Source organism: uncultured Maricaulis sp. (assembly GCF_963976135.1).
In the GTDB taxonomy this organism is placed as follows: Bacteria; Pseudomonadota; Alphaproteobacteria; order Caulobacterales; family Maricaulaceae; genus Maricaulis.
Genome location: NZ_CAXBKN010000008.1, coordinates 1 through 17819 on the forward strand (window position 1 = coordinate 1; position 17819 = coordinate 17819).

Genomic DNA, 17819 nt, shown 5'->3' on the forward strand with positions numbered 1-17819 from the left:
CCCAGCAAAACCCGCGGGTTCATGATCCCCTTCGGATCCAGCGCCTGTTTGATCGCCCGCATCACGGCGACATCGACCGGTTTGCGCGCCGCCAATTCCTCGCGTTTGAGGATGCCGATCCCGTGTTCCGCCGAGATCGAGCCGCCGAATTCATCGACCGTGTCATAGACGCAGCTCGATATGGCAGTGCCCCGGGCCAGCATCGCCTGCTGCGTCGCTTCGTCGAGGCCGACAATATTGTAGTGGACATTGCCATCACCGACATGGCCGAAGGCGACGACGATGCCGTCGGGGAAGATCGTCTTGATCCGCTCGCCGGCGAGCTCGATGAAGGCGGCCATTTTCGAGACCGGGATTGAAATGTCGTGCTTGATCGCGGTGCCCTGGCCACGTTCGGCCAGCGCAATGCTTTCGCGAAGCCGCCAGAAATCCAGGGCCTGGCTTTCATTCTCGGCAATCGCGGCATCGCTGATCAATTCCGCCTCGAAGGCCTCACCAAGCGCCGCCTCGAGCGTGGCGCGGGCGCCCTCGACGCGGCCGAAACTCATTTCACACACCACATACCAGGGGTGTGAGCTTTGCAGTGGGTCGCGCGTGCCGGGCACGAAGGCGAGGACGAAATCGAGCGCCAGGCGCGGCATGATTTCAAATGCCGTGACGGCACCGCCAGAGACTTTCTTGGCCAGGGACAGGAAGGAGACCGCGTCCTCGACCGAGTTCAGGCCGCAAAAGGCCAGTTCCATTTTTGCCGGGCGCGGGAAGAGTTTCAGGGTTGCTGCGGTGATGATGCCCAGCGTGCCCTCGGCCCCGATCAGGAGTTGTTTGAGATCATAGCCGGTATTGTCCTTGCGCAGGCCGGTCAGGCCCGACCAGATCGTGCCGTCGGGCAGGACGGCTTCCAGGCCGAGCACCAGCTCGCGCGTCATGCCATAGCGCAGCACATGCACGCCGCCGGCATTGGTCGAGATCAACCCCCCAATCATCGCCGAGCCTTGCGAGCCGAGGCTCAGCGGGAAAAGCCGGTCGGCATTGGCGGCGGTGTTTTGCAGGCTTTCCAGAATGCAGCCAGCCTCGACCGTCATCGAGTCATTGTCCGGGTCGACTTCGCGCACGGCATTCATGCGCTTGAGCGTGATCAGGACCTCACCCTGCGGGGTCGAGGCACCGCACAGGCTGGTATTGCCGCCCTGCGGCGTGATGGCGATGCCGGCCTCGTGGCATATCCCGACGGCCGCGGAAACCTCGGCGGTATTGGCCGGCTTGAGCAGGATCGGTGTCTGGCCCTGGAAACGGCCGCGCCAGTCGGTGATGTGAGGCCCAACTTCATTCGCGTCCTGGCTCCAGCCCTTGGGACCGAGCGCGGCCTTGAGACGTTCGATCACATCGCCGGGGAGGGCTTGCGGAGCGGTCATGGTCTGGGTCTGGGTCTCGGTCATGGGCCTGTCCTTGTCATGAACCGTCTCTCGGCGCGGCGGCGCGTTGCAAGCGGTCATTAATCGCTTCGCCCAGACCTTCATCGGGAATAGGCGCGACGGCAATACAGGACGGGCCGGGCGCGTCCATTTCACGCAGGGCAGCGAACAGGCGCGCCGCGGCCTCGGCCAGATCACCGGTGGCTGAGAGATTGAGATCGCCCGCAATCGCGCCAAAACCGAGCAGGGCTTCGCCGGGCCCGGCGCTGAGCGCATTGAGCCGCATCGCGGCGTGCGGTGCATAATGGCTCGCCAGCATGCCGGGGCTGGCCGGCGCATCGGCGTGACCGGCTGTGGCAAGCGGGCCCGAGATGGCCTCGATGCGGTCGCGTTCCAGTCCGCCCGGGCGCAACAGGGTGGCGCGGCCGTCGAGAATGGCGATGACGGTGGATTCCACACCCACCGCACAGGCGCCGCCATCGAGGATGAGGTCGAGCTTGTCGCCGAGGCCTTCGCTGACATGGCGCGCCGTGGTCGGGCTGACGCCGCCGGACGGGTTGGCGCTCGGGGCGACGAGCGGGCCGCCAAAGGCTGAGAGCAGGGCCCGGGCGCCGGCATGGCCCGGCGAGCGAATGGCGACACTGTCGAGCCCGGCATTGGCGAGGTCGCAGATCGGCGCGCCCCCAAGCTTGGGCAGGACCAGGGTCAGCGGCCCCGGCCAGAATGCAGCGGCCAGCTCATCGGCCAGGTCGGGCCATGCCACGAGCGTCTTCGCCATCGCAATACCGGAGACATGGGCGATCAGCGGATTGAAGCGTGGCCGGCCCTTGGCGGCATAGAGCCGGGCGACCGCTGCGGCATTATTGGCATCGGCCGCGAGGCCGTAAACGGTCTCGGTCGGCATGCCCACAAGGCCACCCTCGCGCAGGATCGCGGCGGCGCGGGCAATGGCGTCAGGGCTGTCGGCAGGCAGGACGGGTGCGGTCATGGATTTGTGCTAGCGCCCGCAAGGGCCGCCCGGCAAGCCTATTCCGCCGCATCAGCCTCGATATGCAGCACCAGCGTCACATTCGCCGCCGTGGTGCCCCAGCCCGGCGCACCGACGCCGTAATCGGTGCGCGCAATGGTCAGGCGGGCATCGGCGATGGCGTGGCCATTGGCGATCTCCAGCGTGAAGGGCAGGATGACCGGCCGGGATACATTGCGAATGGTCAGCACGCCATGGGCGTCATAGCCGGCTTCGGTGGCGCGGATATCGCCGGATTCGAACAGGGCCAGAGGATGCGCCTCCGGTGCCAAACCGTCACTGCCCAGCATGGGCTCGTCGACACCATTGCTGCCGGTCGCGCCGGTCGCCGTTTGCACCCGGGCGCTGATCTGTGCGGTTTCCAGCGCGGCCGGGTCGAGCGTGATCTGCGCCGACCAGTCGGAAAACTCGCCGGCGACGGGCCCGCCAAAGGCGGTGGTTTCGAAACCGACCGAGCTGGCTTCGCGATCAACGCTCCAGTCCTGGGCCGCCGCCAGGCTTGGCGACAGGCACAGGGCGAGGCAGGCAGTGAGGATACGCAATGTCATGATATTCAGCCTTTGAGGAATGGCAGCATGCGGGCCATCAGCCCGTCCTTGTCGATGAATTGATGCTTGATGGCTGCGGCGAAATGAAGGCCGACCAGGATCAGCAAGACCCAGGCACCCTTGCCGTGGATATTGCCGACAAGTTCGTGGAAGCCGTGCTCCTGCGAGACCGGCAGGCGCGGCAGGATGAGGTCGGGATTATTGAACAGCATGGTGGGCAGCTCGGAGGTCGAGGCCGCGACCCAGCCGACCAGGGGCAGGCCGATCATCAGGCCATAGAAAGCCCAGTGTGTCGCTGTGGCGACCGTCTGTTCCCAGGGCTTCATGCCGGCGGGCATGCCTGGCGTCTTGTGCATCAGGCGCCAGGCGAGGCGGCCAAAGCTGAGCAGCAGGACCAGCATGCCGGCTGTCTTGTGGGCATTATAGGCGAACTGGACCTCGGCGAGGCTGACATTGCCGGTGCCATCGCGCAGGGCGTGGCCCAGATCCTCCATATACCAGCCATAGAAGACCATGCCGATCAGCAGGATGCCGATCACCCAATGGAGAACGATGGCGACAGTAGTATAGCGTGTGGTCTCGGTCATGACGGGGCTCCCTGCCGCAGAAATTCGGCTTCAATATGAATGCGTATCTCGGTGCCAACGATTGAGGCTGGCAGGCTGCCGACTGCGAAATCCGTGCGGTCGATCACCATGTCGGCGCCGAATCCGATCGTGTCGCGGCCTGCCAGCATGTTGTAGCTCCCGCCGTAAAACTCAATCTCCATAACCGCATCAATTGTGCGGCCATTCATCGCAATATGACCGAAGGCGCGGCCATGCGTGGGATCGATCAGCTCGATCCGCTCGCTGGTGAAGATGATTTGCGGGTGTTGATCCGCGTGCAGCCAGTCATTGGCGAGGTCGCGGTCGAAACCGGCATTGCCGGTGGAAATGGAGGCGGCGTCGATGATCGCGGTCAGCCGGGCGGCCTGCGGGTTCGCCGGGTCGAAATCGAGGCTGGCCGCAAGACTGTCGAACCGGCCCGTATACCAGGACAGGCCGAAATGGCGTACGCGCCAGATGACGCTGGCATGGGCGTCATCCAGAACCCAGCTGCCCGCTGGCAGGCGCCGGGGGTCGGTGGTCGGTGTCGCGCACGCCGCGATCAGCAGCGCAAACAGGATCACGGCGAGGGGCGTACGGGCGAACATGGGCCTCACCCTAAACCCTGCTGCGCGACCGGAAAGCCACATCTTCACGCTGCGACGAAAAAACACTGTTTCCGCGCTCGCATGTTTGGCCGCGCACGCTATCCTGCGGCCCGGATTTCAGGAGACATCGCATGACCTATCGCGCACCCGTGGACGAGCTTCGCTTTACCCTGATCGAGGTCGCCGCTGTCGATGTCCTGAAGGCCACCGGCGCTTTCCCGGACTTCACCGATGATATCACCCTCGCCATCCTTGAAGAGGCCGCCAAACTGGCCAATGACGTGCTCGCCCCGCTCAACAAAACCGGCGATGCCGAGCACTGCAAACTCGACAATGGCGTCGTCACCACGCCGACGGGCTTCAGGCAAGCCTATGCCAAATTCGTCGAGGGCGGCTGGCAAGGCCTGCAATTCCCGACCAAGGTTGGTGGAATGGGCCTGCCGCGCGCCCTCGGTGTCGCGACGCTGGAAATGGTGCAATCGGCCAATATGGCTTTCGGCCTGGGGCCGATGCTCACCTATGGCGCGATCGAGGTTCTGCTGGTGCATGGCACGGACGAGCAGCGCGAAGCCTATCTGCCCAAGCTCCTGAATGGCGAATGGTCGGCGACAATGAATCTGACCGAGCCCCAGGCCGGCTCCGATGTTGGCGCGCTTCGCACCAAGGCCGAGCCGAATGGCGATGGCAGCTGGGCCGTGTCCGGCCAGAAGATCTTTATCACCTGGGGCGAGCATGATTGCGCCGACAATATCCTGCATCTCGTGCTGGCCCGCACGCCGGACTCGCCGGCCGGGACCAAGGGTTTGTCGCTCTTCATCGTGCCGAAAATTCTTGATGATGGCAGCCGCAATAGCGTCCAGGCGATCGGGCTGGAGCACAAGCTGGGCATCCACGGCTCACCGACCTGCACAATGGAATATGCCGGCGCCAAAGGTTGGCTGATCGGCGGTGAAAATGCCGGCATGAAAGCCATGTTCACGATGATGAATTCGGCCCGGCTCAATGTCGGCGTCCAGGGCGTCGGCATTGCCGAGCGCGCCTATCAGCAGGCGCTCGCCTTCGCGAAGGACCGCAAGCAGGGCAAGGCGATCGACGCCAAGGGCCCGGGCCCGCACCCGATCATCCAGCATCCCGATATCCAGCGCTCGCTGGCGATGATGAAATCCAAGATCGCCGCCTCGCGCGCCATCTGCATGGCCTGCGCCGTGGCGGCTGATCTGTCGGAATATGCCGAGGACGCGGATGAACGCGCCGCCGCCAAGCGCCGCGAGGAATTACTGACCCCGATCGCCAAGGCCTGGTCGACCGATATCGGCGTCGAGGTCGCCTCGATGGGGATCCAGATCCATGGCGGCATGGGCTATATCGAGGAGACCGGCGCGGCCCAGCATTTGCGCGATGCCCGCATCACCCCGATCTATGAAGGCACGAATGCGATCCAGGCGATGGATTTGGCTGGCCGCAAGCTCAACATGCAGGGCGGCGCTGCCTTCACCGAACTCTATGCCGATATCGAATTGACGATTGAAGCCTGTTCGACCTCAAGCCATCCTGATCTGCCGCTGCTCGGTGAACGCCTCGAGGAAGGCCTCGACTCGCTGCGTGAAGCCGCGACCTGGATGTCGGAAGCCGATCCGGCCGATGTCCTCGCCGGGGCAACACCCTTTCTCACACTGGCTGGCGAGGTTGTCGGCGGCTGGATGCTCTGCATCGGCGCCGTCGCCGCCCGCCGCCGCCAGAAGGACAAGCTCGGCGACCCGGTCTTCGCGGCGCAACGCATCGCTTTGGCCGGCTTCTATTGCGAAGCCGTGCTGACCTTGGCGCATGCGCGGGTGGATGACATCACGATGGGCGTCGAGATGATCAGCGATGTCGGGTTCGGGCTGGATTGAGGGGGCTGATGGGGCCCGGGAGGCGCTGGTTTTCCGGGGCAAGGCGGTCCCTGCGCCCGGAGTAACCGGGCGCAGGGCCGTGTGCCCACCGGGCGTGAGGCCCGGCGGCAGTGGCTAAGGCCTATTCGTCGTGGATCGCGTCGTCGAGCACTTCGCCGGCATCCTGGATGTCCTGGCCGGCGCCCTTGATGGTCTGGCAGGAGGCCAGGAAGAGGCAGCTGAAAATAATCATGGCTAGAATACGCATGGGATTCTCCAATGGTGGCGTGATCGTCACCGTTTTGAACATAACACAAAACCGAATGTAATCCGCTCGATGACGGTAAAGCGCTGTGCGTGAAGTTCGGGCATGCCGACAGGCTTCACGCCGCTTCAATCCTGGTTTTGAGGCGAGCTGATCTGTTGGTGATCAGGCAGGAATCGCGCGTCAGGCGCGCCGCACCAGGCTGAGCAGGAGAAGGACGGCGACGGCGCCGATGGTCGCACCGATGATCGCACCGACAATGCCGTGCAGGGCAGCGATGCCGAGCAGGCCAAACAGCCAGCCGCCGACGAAGGCGCCGACAATGCCGACCACGATATTTCCGAGCAGGCCAAAGCCATAGCCCTTGACGATAAGGCCGGCGAGCCAGCCGGCAACGGCACCGATGAACAGCCAGATAAGCAATCCGGTGAGGGTCATGAGATCAAACTTTCAATTGGTGCATCGAAAACCAGTCCGAAGGATTGGTAGTTTCGAACAAAACGCCCAGCCTGCAGATCGTTCAGCGATTGGTCATTTCAAGCAACCAATCTAGGCGATATCACTAGGATACGCAAAGCAATTCACGTGGTCCGAGAACATATTCGCAATTTCCGGTCTGGGTTCGCGCAATCGGCTTATTCAGCGCCTCATACCCAATAGCTTTCCGGATCGCCATTGCCGCGGCCATCGACCAGGCGGATCAGGCCGACGATGGAGCGGATCAGCACCCAGAGCCAGACCAGGCCGAAGCCGAGAAAGCCGAAGGGGGAAAGGATCAGGGTCATGATCAGGCCGGTGCTGGCGATAATGCCGAAGATCGCGACCCAGAAGGTGCGGATCTGGAACACGTAATGGGTATTGAGCCAGCCGGGCGCGGTGTCCTTGCGGGCATAGGCAATGATGACGGCGATCAACGTCGTGACGCCGATAATATTGCCAAGCAGGATCAGGACATAGCCCAGTCCGGCCATCAGGCGTTCGTCGCGATCGGCGGTGCGGTCGGTTTCGGGCTCGAGAATCGTCTGTGACATGGGCACTCTCCTTCAATAACAGTCTCTCAGTTCAGCGCGTGCAGGCCAAGGGGGAATGGGCCCGCAACGGTCCCCATGGCGCCGCGGCCGCCGGGACCTCAAAGTGCGGCCAGCATGTCACGCGGCCCGGCAATTTTTCTCCCCGGGGTGTCGCGGCCTTGGTTGCGCCCTGAATTCGGCGTATGCGGCTGGCAGGACCGGTAACACGATGCAGGACGCCATGCTTCAGTCTGCGATATTCTGGGTGCGCGAGCATGGCGGGCTGGCATTGCTGGCCGGCGGGATGGCGATTTATCTCCTCCTGCTGGTGCTCGAACTGTCGGTCGGCTGGCGCTTGGCCTATCCTTACAGCCTCGGCTGGGTCGCCATTGTCGCGGCCCCGGCCGCGGGCATTGCGGTGTTATATTTGCAGACCTGTAATGATGGCGATGATGATCGCCGGGACAATGGGGAAATGAAATGAGTTTGATTGTAACAATGTCCGACACGGTACCTGGCCGCGAGATCGACAGCGTCGTCGGTGTGGCGCGTGGCAATGTGGTCCGGGCCCGCTTTTTCGGTCGCGACTTTGTCGCCGGCTTGCGCAATCTGGTTGGCGGCGAAGTGCCGGAATATACCAAGCTTCTCTCCGAGACCCGCGAACAGGCGCTCGATCGCATGGTGCGCCATGGCGAAGAACTCGGTGCCGATGCCATCATCACTTTCCGCCTCGCCACCTCGACGGTGATGGAAGGGACGGCTGAAATCCTCGCTTACGGAACTGCGGTGAAATTGAAATGAGTCCTTTGGTCAAACGCCTGGCGGGCCGTGCCGCCGATGAAATCATTGAGACGGGCCGCTTCCTGGTCGGAGTTGCGGCCGTATGGCTGGGACTGGTGACCTTTGGTTTTGCCGCTTTCCACATTCCCTCGGAAAGTATGCAGCCCTCCCTGGAAGTCGGTGACCGGGTGCTGGTGTCGAAGTGGGCCTATGGCTATTCGCGGCATTCCCTGCCGCTCGGCGTCGGCTATATGCTGCCGGACAACTGGAATGCACGCCTGGCCTGGTCGGAGCCGCGCCGCGGCGATGTCGTTGTCTTCCGCGATGAGCGGCAATCCCCGCCGCGCAATCTGATCAAACGCGTTATCGGTATCGGCGGCGATGTCATCGAAGTGCGCGATGGCCGCCTCTACATCAATGGCGAGGCACCGCCGCGCGTGCTCGAGGATATTCGCAGCTTCCGCGAACACCCGACCCAGCGCGTCCAGACGGTCACCCATTACACCGAGACCCTGCCGCTGGGGCGCAGCCATCCCATCTATGAGCAGGATGATACCCATCTGCTCGATAATTACGGCCCGGTGACCGTCTTGCCTGGAACCGTGTTCGTGATGGGTGATAATCGTGACGCCTCGCGCGACAGCCGCGCCTCGCCGGGACCGGGTCTGGTGCCGCTGGCCAATGTGGTCGGACGCGCCGAGACCGTGTTGTTCACCTTCGCCCGTTGCCGCCGCGAGGACGGTCTCTACTGCCCGAGCGGGCGTGTCTGGCAGGGTCTGTGATATGAGCCGGCTGGAGGCCATGGCCCGGCGTCTGCCGCGCTGGGCACGTCGCGGTCTGGGCGAGGCGCGCGATGCCGTGAATTTTCTCGGCGGCGTTGCGGGCCTGTGGTTCGCGATGACTTCCGTGGCCTTCGCCTTCTTCTATATTCCGTCTGAAAGCATGCAGCCGACGCTTGAGGTCGGCGACCGCATACTGGTGTCGAAATGGGCCTATGGTTATTCGCGCCACTCCCTGCCGCTCGGCCTCGGCGACCGTTTGCCCGACAGCTGGGACGGCCGTGTCGGCTGGGCCGTGCCCGAGCGCGGTGATGTCGTGGTACTGCGCGATACGCGCCAGAACCTGACGCTGATCAAGCGCGTCATCGGCCTGCCCGGCGATGAGATCGAAGTGCGTGAGGGGCGGCTCTACATCAATGGTGGCGCGGTCGAGCGCGAACTGGTCGACCGGCGCAATTACCGGCAGGCGCACGGCTATCCCGAAGTCGTCGAGGTCGCGCACTATCTCGAAACCCTGCCGGAGGGCTTCAGCCATGAAATCTATGAGCGCGATGACCACCAGCATCTCGACGAATTCGGGCCGGTCATCATTCCCGCCGGCCGCATTTTCCTGATGGGCGATAATCGCGACAATTCCACCGATAGCCGTGCAGCGGACGGACCCGGATTTGTGCCATTATCGCATATCATCGGCCGTGCCGAGACGGTGCCTTTCACCTTTGCACGCTGCCGCCCGGAGCCGGGGCTGTATTGCCCGGCCGGACGGGTCTGGCACTGGCTGTAATACCGCTCTAACCTGCCCACCGGAAACCGGATCGGGAGAGCGCCATGAGCCTCAAGGACAAGACGATATTCATCACCGGCGCCAGCCGCGGCATTGGCCTGGCAATCGCCGAGCGCTGTGCCCGCGATGGTGCCAATATCGTCATCGCCGCCAAGTCGGACACCGAGCAGGCCAAGCTGGAAGGCACGATCCATTCAGCGGCTGAAGCCGTCGAGGCGGCCGGCGGCAAGGCGCTGGCGGTCAGATGCGATATCCGCGACGAAGCCCAGGTCGAGGCCGCTGTCGCGGCTGCGGCGGACCGTTTTGGCGGTATTGATGCGGTGATCAATAACGCCTCGGCGATTTTCCCGCGCGGCACCAGCGACGTGCCGATGAAACGCTATGACCTGATGCACCAGGTCAATGGCCGCGGCACATTCATGGTGACGCAAAAATGCCTGCCCTGGCTGGAGAAGGCGGAAAACCCGCACATCATCGCCCTGTCGCCGCCACTCGATATGCGACCGATGTGGTTCGGTCCGCACGTGGCCTATACCAGTGCCAAATACCAGATGAGCCTGTGCATTCTCGGCTGGGGCGAGGAATTCAAGGGCCGCATCGCGGCCAATGCGATCTGGCCACGCACCGCTGTGGCGACGGCGGCGATCTCCAATATCCTCGCCAATGATGAAGCGATGAAATCCTGCCGCAAGCCGGAAATTCTCGCCGAGACGGCCTACCGGGTGCTGAACAAGCCGGCGGCCAGCTTCACCGGCAATTTCCTGATCGATGATAGCTTTCTCTATGATGAAGGCGAGCGCGATTTCGAACAGTACAGCTATGTGCCCGGCATTGAGTTGCTGCCCGATTTCTTTGTGCCGGATGATGTCCCGGCACCACCGGGCGTGAAAATCATGGATGTATCGCTCGGGCATTGAGGCCGGGCGGGGCCAGGTGGTTTTGGTTAGCAGGGTTTGCGGCAAATTGAATATCAGAACAGACTGACACTATGAGAACACTGGTCATCGACAATCCGGCCAGCCGGATGCATCGCGTTCCGCCCGGTCACCCGGAGCATGAGGGCCGCTATACTGCCGTCCGAGAGGCGCTGACGGGATTGACGCAGCCTGTATGGCATGCGGCAAAACCTGCCACCATCACCGCGATCGAACGCTTTCACACTGCGGATTATATCGAGCGCGTTCGCGCCGCCTGCCTTACGGCTGGGGCGAGGGATGAATGGGTCGCGCTCGATCTCGATACCAAGGTCTGCCGCGAATCCCTGGATGCGGCGATGGCGACTGCCGGCGGCGCGATCGACGCAGTCGACCGCATCATGGCGGGCGAAGCCGATGCCGCCTTCTGTCTGGCCCGTCCGCCCGGCCACCATGCCGAGCCGGACCGGGCGATGGGCTTTTGCCTGCTCAACTCCATCGCCATCGCGGCCCTGCACGCAATCGAGGTCCATGCGCTGACCCGTGTGGCGATCATCGATATCGACGTGCATCATGGCAATGGCTCGCAATGCCTGGCCGAGATCGATCAGCGCGTTTTCTTCGCCTCCCTGCACCAGTCGCCACTCTATCCCGGAACCGGCGCGGCCGCGGAGACGGGGTTGAACGGGAATGTCGTCAACCTGCCCCTGAAGGCGGGGACCGCCGGCGCCGCCTGGCGCGAGGTCTTCGGAGCCCGGATCCGCCCGGCGCTGGCCGCCTTCCGGCCGGAAATCATTTTCGTCTCCGCCGGATTTGATGCCCATGAGCGCGATCCGGCCGGCGGCCTGGCCCTGCTGGAGGCGGATTTTGCCTGGGCGGCCACGGCGCTGGCAGGGCTCGCCGCAGAATTTGCGTCCTCGCGGCTTGTTTCCGTGCTGGAGGGCGGATACGACTGCCCCGCGCTCGGTCGCTCGGCGGCTGCCTTTGTGCAGGCTCTGGTCGACGCGTGAAATCTGGTCAGGCAGGTCGCGACGGGGCGCACCGGCTGAGTGTGTCGGACCCCGCCTGCCGGTCAATGTCCAAATCTGAAATCCTGCCTTCCCCGTCAATACCGGGACCGATCACCATTGCCCGGCATGGCAAGCCCGATGCCGATCGCACAACCGTGCTCGACTGGCGTGGCTATGAGGCCTGGTGGGATGGATGCTATCAGCCTGCCGGCCTGCAGGCCGGCCAGGTGCCGCCGGCCGATCTGGTCGCCGCTGCGGCTGCGGCACAAACCGTGTTCGCCAGTACACTGCCGCGGGCGATCGAGACGGCGCGTGCCGCCGCGCCGGGCCGCGAACTGGTGATCAATGCCTGTTTCATCGAAGCCGAATTGCCACCGCCGGCCATGTCCGGACGGTTCATGGCCAAGACCTGGGGCGTGTTTGCCCGCGCCTCCTGGTGGCTCGGCTTCTCGCGCGGCCGTGAAAGCCGCAAGGATGCGGAAAAACGCGCTGCCCTCGCTGCACATACCCTGGTCGAGGCGGCGCAATCAGGGCCTGTCCTGCTGTGCGCCCATGGCTGGTTCAACCGGATGATGCGGCCGCATCTGCGGGCGCTGGGCTGGCGGTGTGTGCGCGATGGCGGCGACAATTACTGGTCCTTCCGCCGCTATGAATACCGTCCGCGCTAATTGCGCAATTGCCGCCCGGCAGGCGGCTGCCTATGTTGCAGACCTTGCAGGAGAGTCGTGATGCCCGACACACCCAATGCCGATATCGAGACCATGAGCTTTGAGCAGGCGCTGGCCGAGCTGGAAGCGATTGTCCAGCAGCTCGAGTCCGGCGAAGTCGAGCTCGAACGCTCGATCGCGATCTATGAGCGCGGTGCCGCGCTGCGGGCGCATTGCGATGGCAAGCTGAAAGATGCCGAGCTGAAGGTCGAGAAGATTGTTCGCGGCGAGGACGGCAAGCCGGCGCTCGAGCCCGCGGGGCTGGACTGATCCGGTGACAGGTTCGAACGCGACGATCGAGGATTTTCTCAAGCTCGATATCCGGATCGGAACGATCGTGCGCGCCGCCGATTTTCCCGAGGCGCGCAAGCCGGCAATCCGGCTCTGGATCGATTTTGGCGGCGAGCTTGGCGAGAAGAAATCCTCGGCCCAGATCACAACGCACTACACGCCTGCAAGCCTGGTCGGCAAGCAAGTGCTCGCAGTGGTGAATTTTCCACCGCGTCAAATCGGCCCGATGCGCTCTGAAGTGCTGACTCTCGGCGTTTCTGATGGCAAGGGAGAGATCGTGCTGATGACTCCCGATCAGGCTGTACCGGACGGATCCCGCCTTCACTGAGCTGGTTTGCCCGGCCGGTTGAACGGGGCAGTCATGAAACGGGCGGGACAGGCCGGAACCGCCAGGCCGGCAGCAATGGGCCAGAAGCAACAGGGCAGGCGAGGGTGATGGATAGTTTCGAGCAACGCCTGAATGAGGCCGCCGACCGGGTGACGGTCGCGCTTGATGCCCTCCTGCCCCGCGCCGAAGGCCCGGAGAGCCAGCTCAATTCGGCGATGCGCTATGCGGCACTCGGACCGGGTAAACGCCTGCGCCCCTTCCTGGCGATGGAATGCGGACGGCTGGTGAATGCCGACGAACGCGGATTATTGCGCGTCGCCTCGGCGCTCGAGTGCATTCACGCCTATTCGCTGATCCATGACGATCTGCCCTGTATGGATGATGATGATCTGCGCCGGGGCCGGCCCACTGTGCACCGCGCCTATGACGAGGCGACGGCGGTGCTGGCCGGCGATGCGCTGCAGGCGGTCGCCTTCGAAATTCTCGCCCATCCCGACACCCATAATCGCGGCAGTGTGCGCGCTCGCCTGGTCGAGCGTCTGTCGCGCGCCTGTGGCCCCTATGGCATGGTTGGCGGGCAGATGATCGACATTCTTGGCGAACGCCAGGAACTCGATATTTCGATCGTCACGCGCATGCACCGGATGAAGACTGGTGCCCTGATCAGCTATGCCGCCGAGACCGCCTACATCCTGCGCGATGTCGAGCCGCAAATCCGACGGGCGCTTGAGGGATTTGCCCATGATCTCGGCTTGGCCTATCAGATCACAGACGATTTGCTCGACGCGACGGGAAGCGCAGCCGACACGGGAAAAGCGGTCGGCAAGGATGCCGGTCAAGGAAAAGCCACCTTTGTCACCATTCTTGGGGTTGAGGGCGCGCAGGATCGTTCGCAGCATCTGGCAGCGCAGGCCAAGGATCATCTCGAGCCGTTTGGCGCGCGGGCAGACACTCTTAGAGAAGCGGTTGATTATGTTATCAATCGCCACTCCTGAAAGGCCGGTAATCGCATGACGACTAGCACGCCCAATCTCGACCGTATCGCCGCGCCCGCCGATCTGAGAAATCTCGATCGCGAAAGGCTCATCGCGGTGGCGGACGAATTGCGTGCCGAGACGATCAGTGCGGTCTCGGTGACCGGCGGCCATTTGGGCGCCGGGCTGGGTGTGGTCGAACTGACGACCGCCCTGCACCATGTCTTCAACACGCCCGAAGACATCCTGATCTGGGATGTCGGGCACCAATGCTATCCCCACAAGATACTCACCGGCCGCCGCGACCGGATCCGGACATTGCGCCAGGGCGGGGGCCTGTCAGGCTTCACCAAGCGCTCCGAAAGCGAATACGATCCATTTGGCGCTGCCCACGCCTCGACCTCGATCTCCGCAGCCCTCGGTTTCGCGGTCGCACGCGATCTGAAGGGGCAGAGCAATAATGTCATCGCCGTGATTGGTGACGGCTCGATGTCGGCCGGCATGGCCTATGAGGCGATGAATAATGCCGGTGGGCTCGACAAGCGCCTGATCGTCATTCTCAACGATAACGACATGTCGATCGCGCCGCCGGTCGGCGCAATGAGCCATTATTTTGCTCGCCTGGTCTCCTCCAAGAGCTATCGTTCATTGCGCAAGATCGGCAAGGGCGTCGCCAAGGCGATCGGTGTTGAAGGTCCGGCGCGCAAGGCCGAGGAATACATGCGCGGCATGGCGATGGGCGGCACCCTGTTCGAGGAAATGGGTTTTCGCTATGTCGGTCCGATCGACGGCCATGATCTCGACCAGCTGGTGCCGGTGCTGCGCAATATCCGCGACGGCGATGACGGACCGGTCCTGATCCATGTCGTGACCCAGAAGGGCAAGGGCTATGCCCCGGCCGAGGCGGCCGATGACAAATATCACGGCGTCGCCAAATTCAACGTTGTCACCGGCGAACAGCAAAAGGCTGCCAGCGGCCCGCCCGCCTATACCAAGGTGTTCGCGCAGCAATTGATCCGCGAGGCTGAAGCTGACGACCGCATCGTCGCGATAACCGCAGCCATGCCGGGCGGCACCGGACTCGACCTGTTTGCCAAACGCTTTCCTGATCGCTGTTTTGATGTCGGCATTGCCGAGCAGCATGCGGTCACTTTCGCGGCCGGTCTCGCTGCCGACGGCATGAAGCCCTTCGCGGCCATTTACTCGACCTTCCTGCAACGTGGCTATGACCAGGTGGTGCATGACGTCGCTATTCAGGGCCTGCCGGTGCGCTTCGCGATCGACCGCGCCGGGTTGGTTGGGGCCGATGGCGCCACCCATGCCGGTTCCTTCGATGTCGGTTATCTCGGCGCCCTGCCGGGCATGGTGCTGATGGCGGCCGCCGACGAGATTGAGCTCGCGCGCATGGTCGCGACCTCGGCGGGGATTGATGATGGTCCGTCTGCCTTCCGCTATCCGCGCGGCAATGGTCTTGGCCTGGAGATGCCGGCCGTGATCGAACCGCTTGCGATCGGCAAGGGCCGAATTGTCCGTGAGGGCACGAGCATCGCCCTGTTGTCGCTGGGCACGCGGCTGGAAGAAGCGCTCAAGGCGGCGGATGCGCTCGGTGCCCAGGGTTATTCCACCACCGTGGCCGATGCCCGCTTTGCCAAACCGCTCGATGAAGATCTCATCCTGCGCCTGGCGCGGGAGCACGAGGTCCTGGTGACGGTCGAGGAAGGCGCGCGGGGCGGATTTGGTGCTTTCGTGCTGCAGCTTCTCGCTGAACGCGGCGTGCTCGATAGCGGTTTGAAAATTCGCACCATGACCTTGCCCGATGTGTTCCAGGATCATGATACGCCCTTCAAGATGTATGACACGGCCGGTCTCAATGCCCGTCACATTGCTGCAACGGCGCTGGAAGCGCTGGGCCGCAATCAGGACGCCGCCAAATCCGTGATTGCCCCGATGCTGGCCGAATAGGCGGCGAAGGGACGATGATGGCGATCAACCGGATGGCGATGCCGCCGGAGGCGCTGAGCGGCGAAGGGGTTGTGATCCGGCTGGCGGGCCATCTCGAGCCGCAGCCGCCGGTGAATGCGCCCATTCTGAGCTATCTGATCGAAGTGGCCGGGCAGACGATTGGCGAAATCCGGATCCGGCTTGGCGATAGCGAGGATCTGACGCGCCATTTCGGCCAGATCGGCTATGAGATCTATCCGGCCTTTCGGGGCCGCGGCCATGTCACCGCAGCCTGCCGTCTGGCGCTCAATTTGATGCGGGATCTGGGCTATGACGCGGTCTGGATCACCTGCAATCCGGAAAACCTGGCCTCGCGGCGCGTGTGTGAGAAACTGGGCGCGCAGCTGGTCGAGACCATCAATATCCCGGTGGATCATGTGATGTACGAGCATGGCATCCTGCAAAAATGCCGCTACCGGGTCGTGTTGTGATGCGGGCCGATCTTTATCTCGTCCAGCATGGCCTGATCGAGACTCGCGCCAAGGCGCAGGAAGCGATTGCCGCCGGCATGGTCAGCGCTGACGGGCAAATCGTCGCCAAACCGTCCCAGAAAATCGCCGAGGGCGCTGTCGTGCTGGCCAGTCCGGCCCATCCCTATGTATCGCGGGCAGCGCTCAAGCTTGTCGCCGGGCTCGACCATTTTGGTGTCGATCCGGCGGGGCGTACCTGTCTCGATGTCGGGTCATCAACCGGCGGCTTTACCCAGGTCCTGCTGCAGCGCGGTGCGGCGCGGGTCTATGCCGTCGATGTCGGACATGGCCAGCTGCATCCCAGCTTGCGCGAGGATGCCCGGGTGATCTCGATGGAGGGGGTGGATGCGCGATCCCTGACGCGGGTGGATTTGCCCGAGCCGCCATCGCTGATCGTCTGCGATGCCAGCTTTATTTCATTGTTGAAAGTCATCCCCAATCCGATGTCCCTGGCCGCAAACCGGGCGGATCTGGTCGCGCTGATCAAGCCGCAGTTTGAAGTCGGCAGGGCAGCGATCGGACGCGGCGGGCTGGTGAAAAGCGCAAGGGAGCGCGACCGGGCGGTCGCGGATGTCCGATCGGCGCTGGACGGGCTCGCGGATTTTTGCGTCCGCGATGTCATGGAGAGCCCGGTGAAGGGCGGGGACGGCAATCAGGAATACCTGATCGCCGCCCGCCGGATGATCGATCCGGAGTGATCGCGAAACGGATCAGTGATTACTGAATGTAGGTGTCGTAGGGGCGCCAGATGCCATCATTGCCCTGGCACATATAGACTTGCTCGGTGACGGTCTGGCCGTACTCGCCCATGCGCCGGCTCGAGGTCCATTCGCAATTCCAGTCCTGGGAGCCGGTATTGTAGATACGGGCATCCTGACTGGTCTGGGCACCACCGATCAATTGCGTCGTGGAGCGCGAATCATAACCCTCGACATAGCCATAATCGGTGCCGTCATCGCGGTAGCCCTGCGTGGGATAACCACGATAGCCCTGGTCCTGATAGCTGTTATCAGCATAGCCGGGCTTGCCGGGATAGGCTTCATAATCGTCAAAGCCGCGGCTCGTACGAGCGGGGCCACACGGATCGCCGCTGCCGGCAATTCCCGCCCCGATCAGGGCGCCGACACCGGCACCGGCAATCGTGCCGACTTCTTCGGCATTGCCACGGTCATCGCGGTAATTGCGCCCGCGATAAGGATTGTGATGGCCGCGGCCACCGCGGCGGTATTCGGGCCGGTTATTGGAGTCATCGGCCAGTTCATTGCCGATCACCGCGCCAAGGATACCGCCAATGATCGCGCCGGCGACCTGTCGGCCCTGGCGATCGGATTCACAATTGCCGTAAGCCTGCGCCTGGGCGGAGGTGGTCGGCGCCACGACAGCGAAGGCTGTGGCGGCGAGCAGGGCGGTTGTCAGCATTTTCATGTCAGTCTCCTGGCGTGGGCGGGCCATT

General features: G+C 63.4%; 23 protein-coding genes. 14 read left to right on the forward strand and 9 right to left on the reverse strand.

Going from position 1 to position 17819, the window contains the following annotated elements:
• The 5 genes from AAC023_RS01910 to AAC023_RS01930 all read right to left on the reverse strand — a co-directional run.
• Positions 1–1436, reverse strand: a 1436-nt coding sequence (locus AAC023_RS01910; protein ID WP_339737552.1) for an FAD-binding oxidoreductase, incomplete at its 3' end; no start/stop codon positions are given.
• Between the two features lie 13 nt (positions 1437–1449).
• Positions 1450–2400, reverse strand: a complete 951-nt coding sequence (locus AAC023_RS01915; protein WP_339737554.1) for an L-threonylcarbamoyladenylate synthase — start codon at positions 2398–2400, stop codon at positions 1450–1452.
• A gap of 38 nt (positions 2401–2438) precedes the next feature.
• Positions 2439–2987 carry a YceI family protein gene (locus AAC023_RS01920; protein ID WP_339737556.1) on the reverse strand — a complete coding sequence of 183 codons (549 nt, stop codon included), beginning with the start codon at positions 2985–2987 and terminating at the stop codon, positions 2439–2441.
• A gap of 5 nt (positions 2988–2992) precedes the next feature.
• Positions 2993–3574, reverse strand: coding sequence for a cytochrome b (locus tag AAC023_RS01925; RefSeq protein ID WP_339737558.1), 582 nt, complete (start codon positions 3572–3574; stop codon positions 2993–2995).
• Entirely contained in the window at positions 3571–4182 is a 612-nt protein-coding gene (locus AAC023_RS01930) for a YceI family protein (protein ID WP_339737560.1), read from the reverse strand. Before AAC023_RS01930 ends, AAC023_RS01925 begins: the two co-directional genes overlap by 4 nt.
• Positions 4183–4313: 131 nt before the next feature.
• On the opposite strand from AAC023_RS01930, the gene AAC023_RS01935 reads away from it, so the two are divergent.
• Positions 4314–6074 carry an acyl-CoA dehydrogenase gene (locus AAC023_RS01935; protein WP_339737562.1) on the forward strand — a complete coding sequence of 587 codons (1761 nt, stop codon included), beginning with the start codon at positions 4314–4316 and terminating at the stop codon, positions 6072–6074.
• 121 nt (positions 6075–6195) lie between these two features.
• Here AAC023_RS01935 and AAC023_RS01940 read toward each other — a convergent pair whose 3' ends face one another.
• From AAC023_RS01940 to AAC023_RS01950, 3 genes are all read right to left on the reverse strand, one after another.
• Positions 6196–6321: an entericidin A/B family lipoprotein gene (locus tag AAC023_RS01940; protein WP_339737564.1), complete on the reverse strand. Its 126-nt coding sequence runs from the start codon at positions 6319–6321 to the stop codon at positions 6196–6198.
• 180 nt (positions 6322–6501) lie between these two features.
• Entirely contained in the window at positions 6502–6756 is a 255-nt protein-coding gene (locus AAC023_RS01945; protein WP_339737566.1) for a GlsB/YeaQ/YmgE family stress response membrane protein, read from the reverse strand.
• A gap of 209 nt (positions 6757–6965) precedes the next feature.
• Positions 6966–7349, reverse strand: coding sequence for a hypothetical protein (locus tag AAC023_RS01950; protein ID WP_339737568.1), 384 nt, complete (start codon positions 7347–7349; stop codon positions 6966–6968).
• 220 nt (positions 7350–7569) lie between these two features.
• Between AAC023_RS01950 and AAC023_RS01955 the strand changes: the two genes are divergently transcribed.
• The 13 genes from AAC023_RS01955 (at position 7570) to AAC023_RS02015 (ending at position 17064) form a co-directional block, all read left to right on the forward strand.
• A complete protein-coding gene (locus AAC023_RS01955) occupies positions 7570–7812 on the forward strand; it encodes a hypothetical protein (RefSeq protein ID WP_339737570.1) in 243 nt (80 codons plus the stop codon).
• Complete coding sequence (locus AAC023_RS01960; RefSeq protein ID WP_091765926.1) at positions 7809–8129, forward strand: YbjQ family protein; 321 nt, start codon at positions 7809–7811, stop codon at positions 8127–8129. The genes AAC023_RS01955 and AAC023_RS01960 overlap by 4 nt, the downstream gene beginning before the upstream one ends.
• On the forward strand, positions 8126–8890 hold the full coding sequence (gene lepB, locus AAC023_RS01965; RefSeq protein WP_339737573.1) for a signal peptidase I: 765 nt from the start codon (positions 8126–8128) through the stop codon (positions 8888–8890). The genes AAC023_RS01960 and lepB (AAC023_RS01965) overlap by 4 nt, the downstream gene beginning before the upstream one ends.
• 1 nt (position 8891) lies before the next feature.
• Complete coding sequence (gene lepB, locus AAC023_RS01970; RefSeq protein ID WP_339737575.1) at positions 8892–9671, forward strand: signal peptidase I; 780 nt, start codon at positions 8892–8894, stop codon at positions 9669–9671.
• A gap of 44 nt (positions 9672–9715) precedes the next feature.
• The gene (locus AAC023_RS01975) at positions 9716–10588 is read left to right on the forward strand and encodes an NAD(P)-dependent oxidoreductase (protein ID WP_339737577.1); all 873 of its coding nucleotides are present in this window, start codon (positions 9716–9718) and stop codon (positions 10586–10588) included.
• 71 nt (positions 10589–10659) lie between these two features.
• Positions 10660–11595, forward strand: a complete 936-nt coding sequence (locus AAC023_RS01980; protein ID WP_339737579.1) for a histone deacetylase family protein — start codon at positions 10660–10662, stop codon at positions 11593–11595.
• Between the two features lie 65 nt (positions 11596–11660).
• Entirely contained in the window at positions 11661–12263 is a 603-nt protein-coding gene (locus tag AAC023_RS01985; protein ID WP_339737581.1) for a histidine phosphatase family protein, read from the forward strand.
• A 60-nt stretch (positions 12264–12323) separates the two neighbouring features.
• Positions 12324–12572, forward strand: a complete 249-nt coding sequence (locus AAC023_RS01990) for an exodeoxyribonuclease VII small subunit (RefSeq protein WP_339737583.1) — start codon at positions 12324–12326, stop codon at positions 12570–12572.
• Positions 12573–12576: 4 nt separating this feature from the next.
• A complete protein-coding gene (locus AAC023_RS01995) occupies positions 12577–12921 on the forward strand; it encodes a tRNA-binding protein (RefSeq protein ID WP_339737585.1) in 345 nt (114 codons plus the stop codon).
• A gap of 107 nt (positions 12922–13028) precedes the next feature.
• A complete protein-coding gene (locus AAC023_RS02000; protein WP_339737587.1) occupies positions 13029–13916 on the forward strand; it encodes a polyprenyl synthetase family protein in 888 nt (295 codons plus the stop codon).
• A gap of 15 nt (positions 13917–13931) precedes the next feature.
• Positions 13932–15857, forward strand: coding sequence for a 1-deoxy-D-xylulose-5-phosphate synthase (gene dxs, locus AAC023_RS02005; RefSeq protein WP_339737589.1), 1926 nt, complete (start codon positions 13932–13934; stop codon positions 15855–15857).
• Positions 15858–15871: 14 nt separating this feature from the next.
• Complete coding sequence (locus AAC023_RS02010) at positions 15872–16327, forward strand: GNAT family N-acetyltransferase (protein ID WP_339737591.1); 456 nt, start codon at positions 15872–15874, stop codon at positions 16325–16327.
• Positions 16327–17064, forward strand: a complete 738-nt coding sequence (locus AAC023_RS02015) for a TlyA family RNA methyltransferase (RefSeq protein ID WP_339737593.1) — start codon at positions 16327–16329, stop codon at positions 17062–17064. Before AAC023_RS02010 ends, AAC023_RS02015 begins: the two co-directional genes overlap by 1 nt.
• A 19-nt stretch (positions 17065–17083) precedes the next feature.
• Here AAC023_RS02015 and AAC023_RS02020 read toward each other — a convergent pair whose 3' ends face one another.
• Complete coding sequence (locus AAC023_RS02020) at positions 17084–17791, reverse strand: hypothetical protein (protein WP_339737595.1); 708 nt, start codon at positions 17789–17791, stop codon at positions 17084–17086.
• Between the last annotated feature and the right edge of the window lie 28 nt (positions 17792–17819).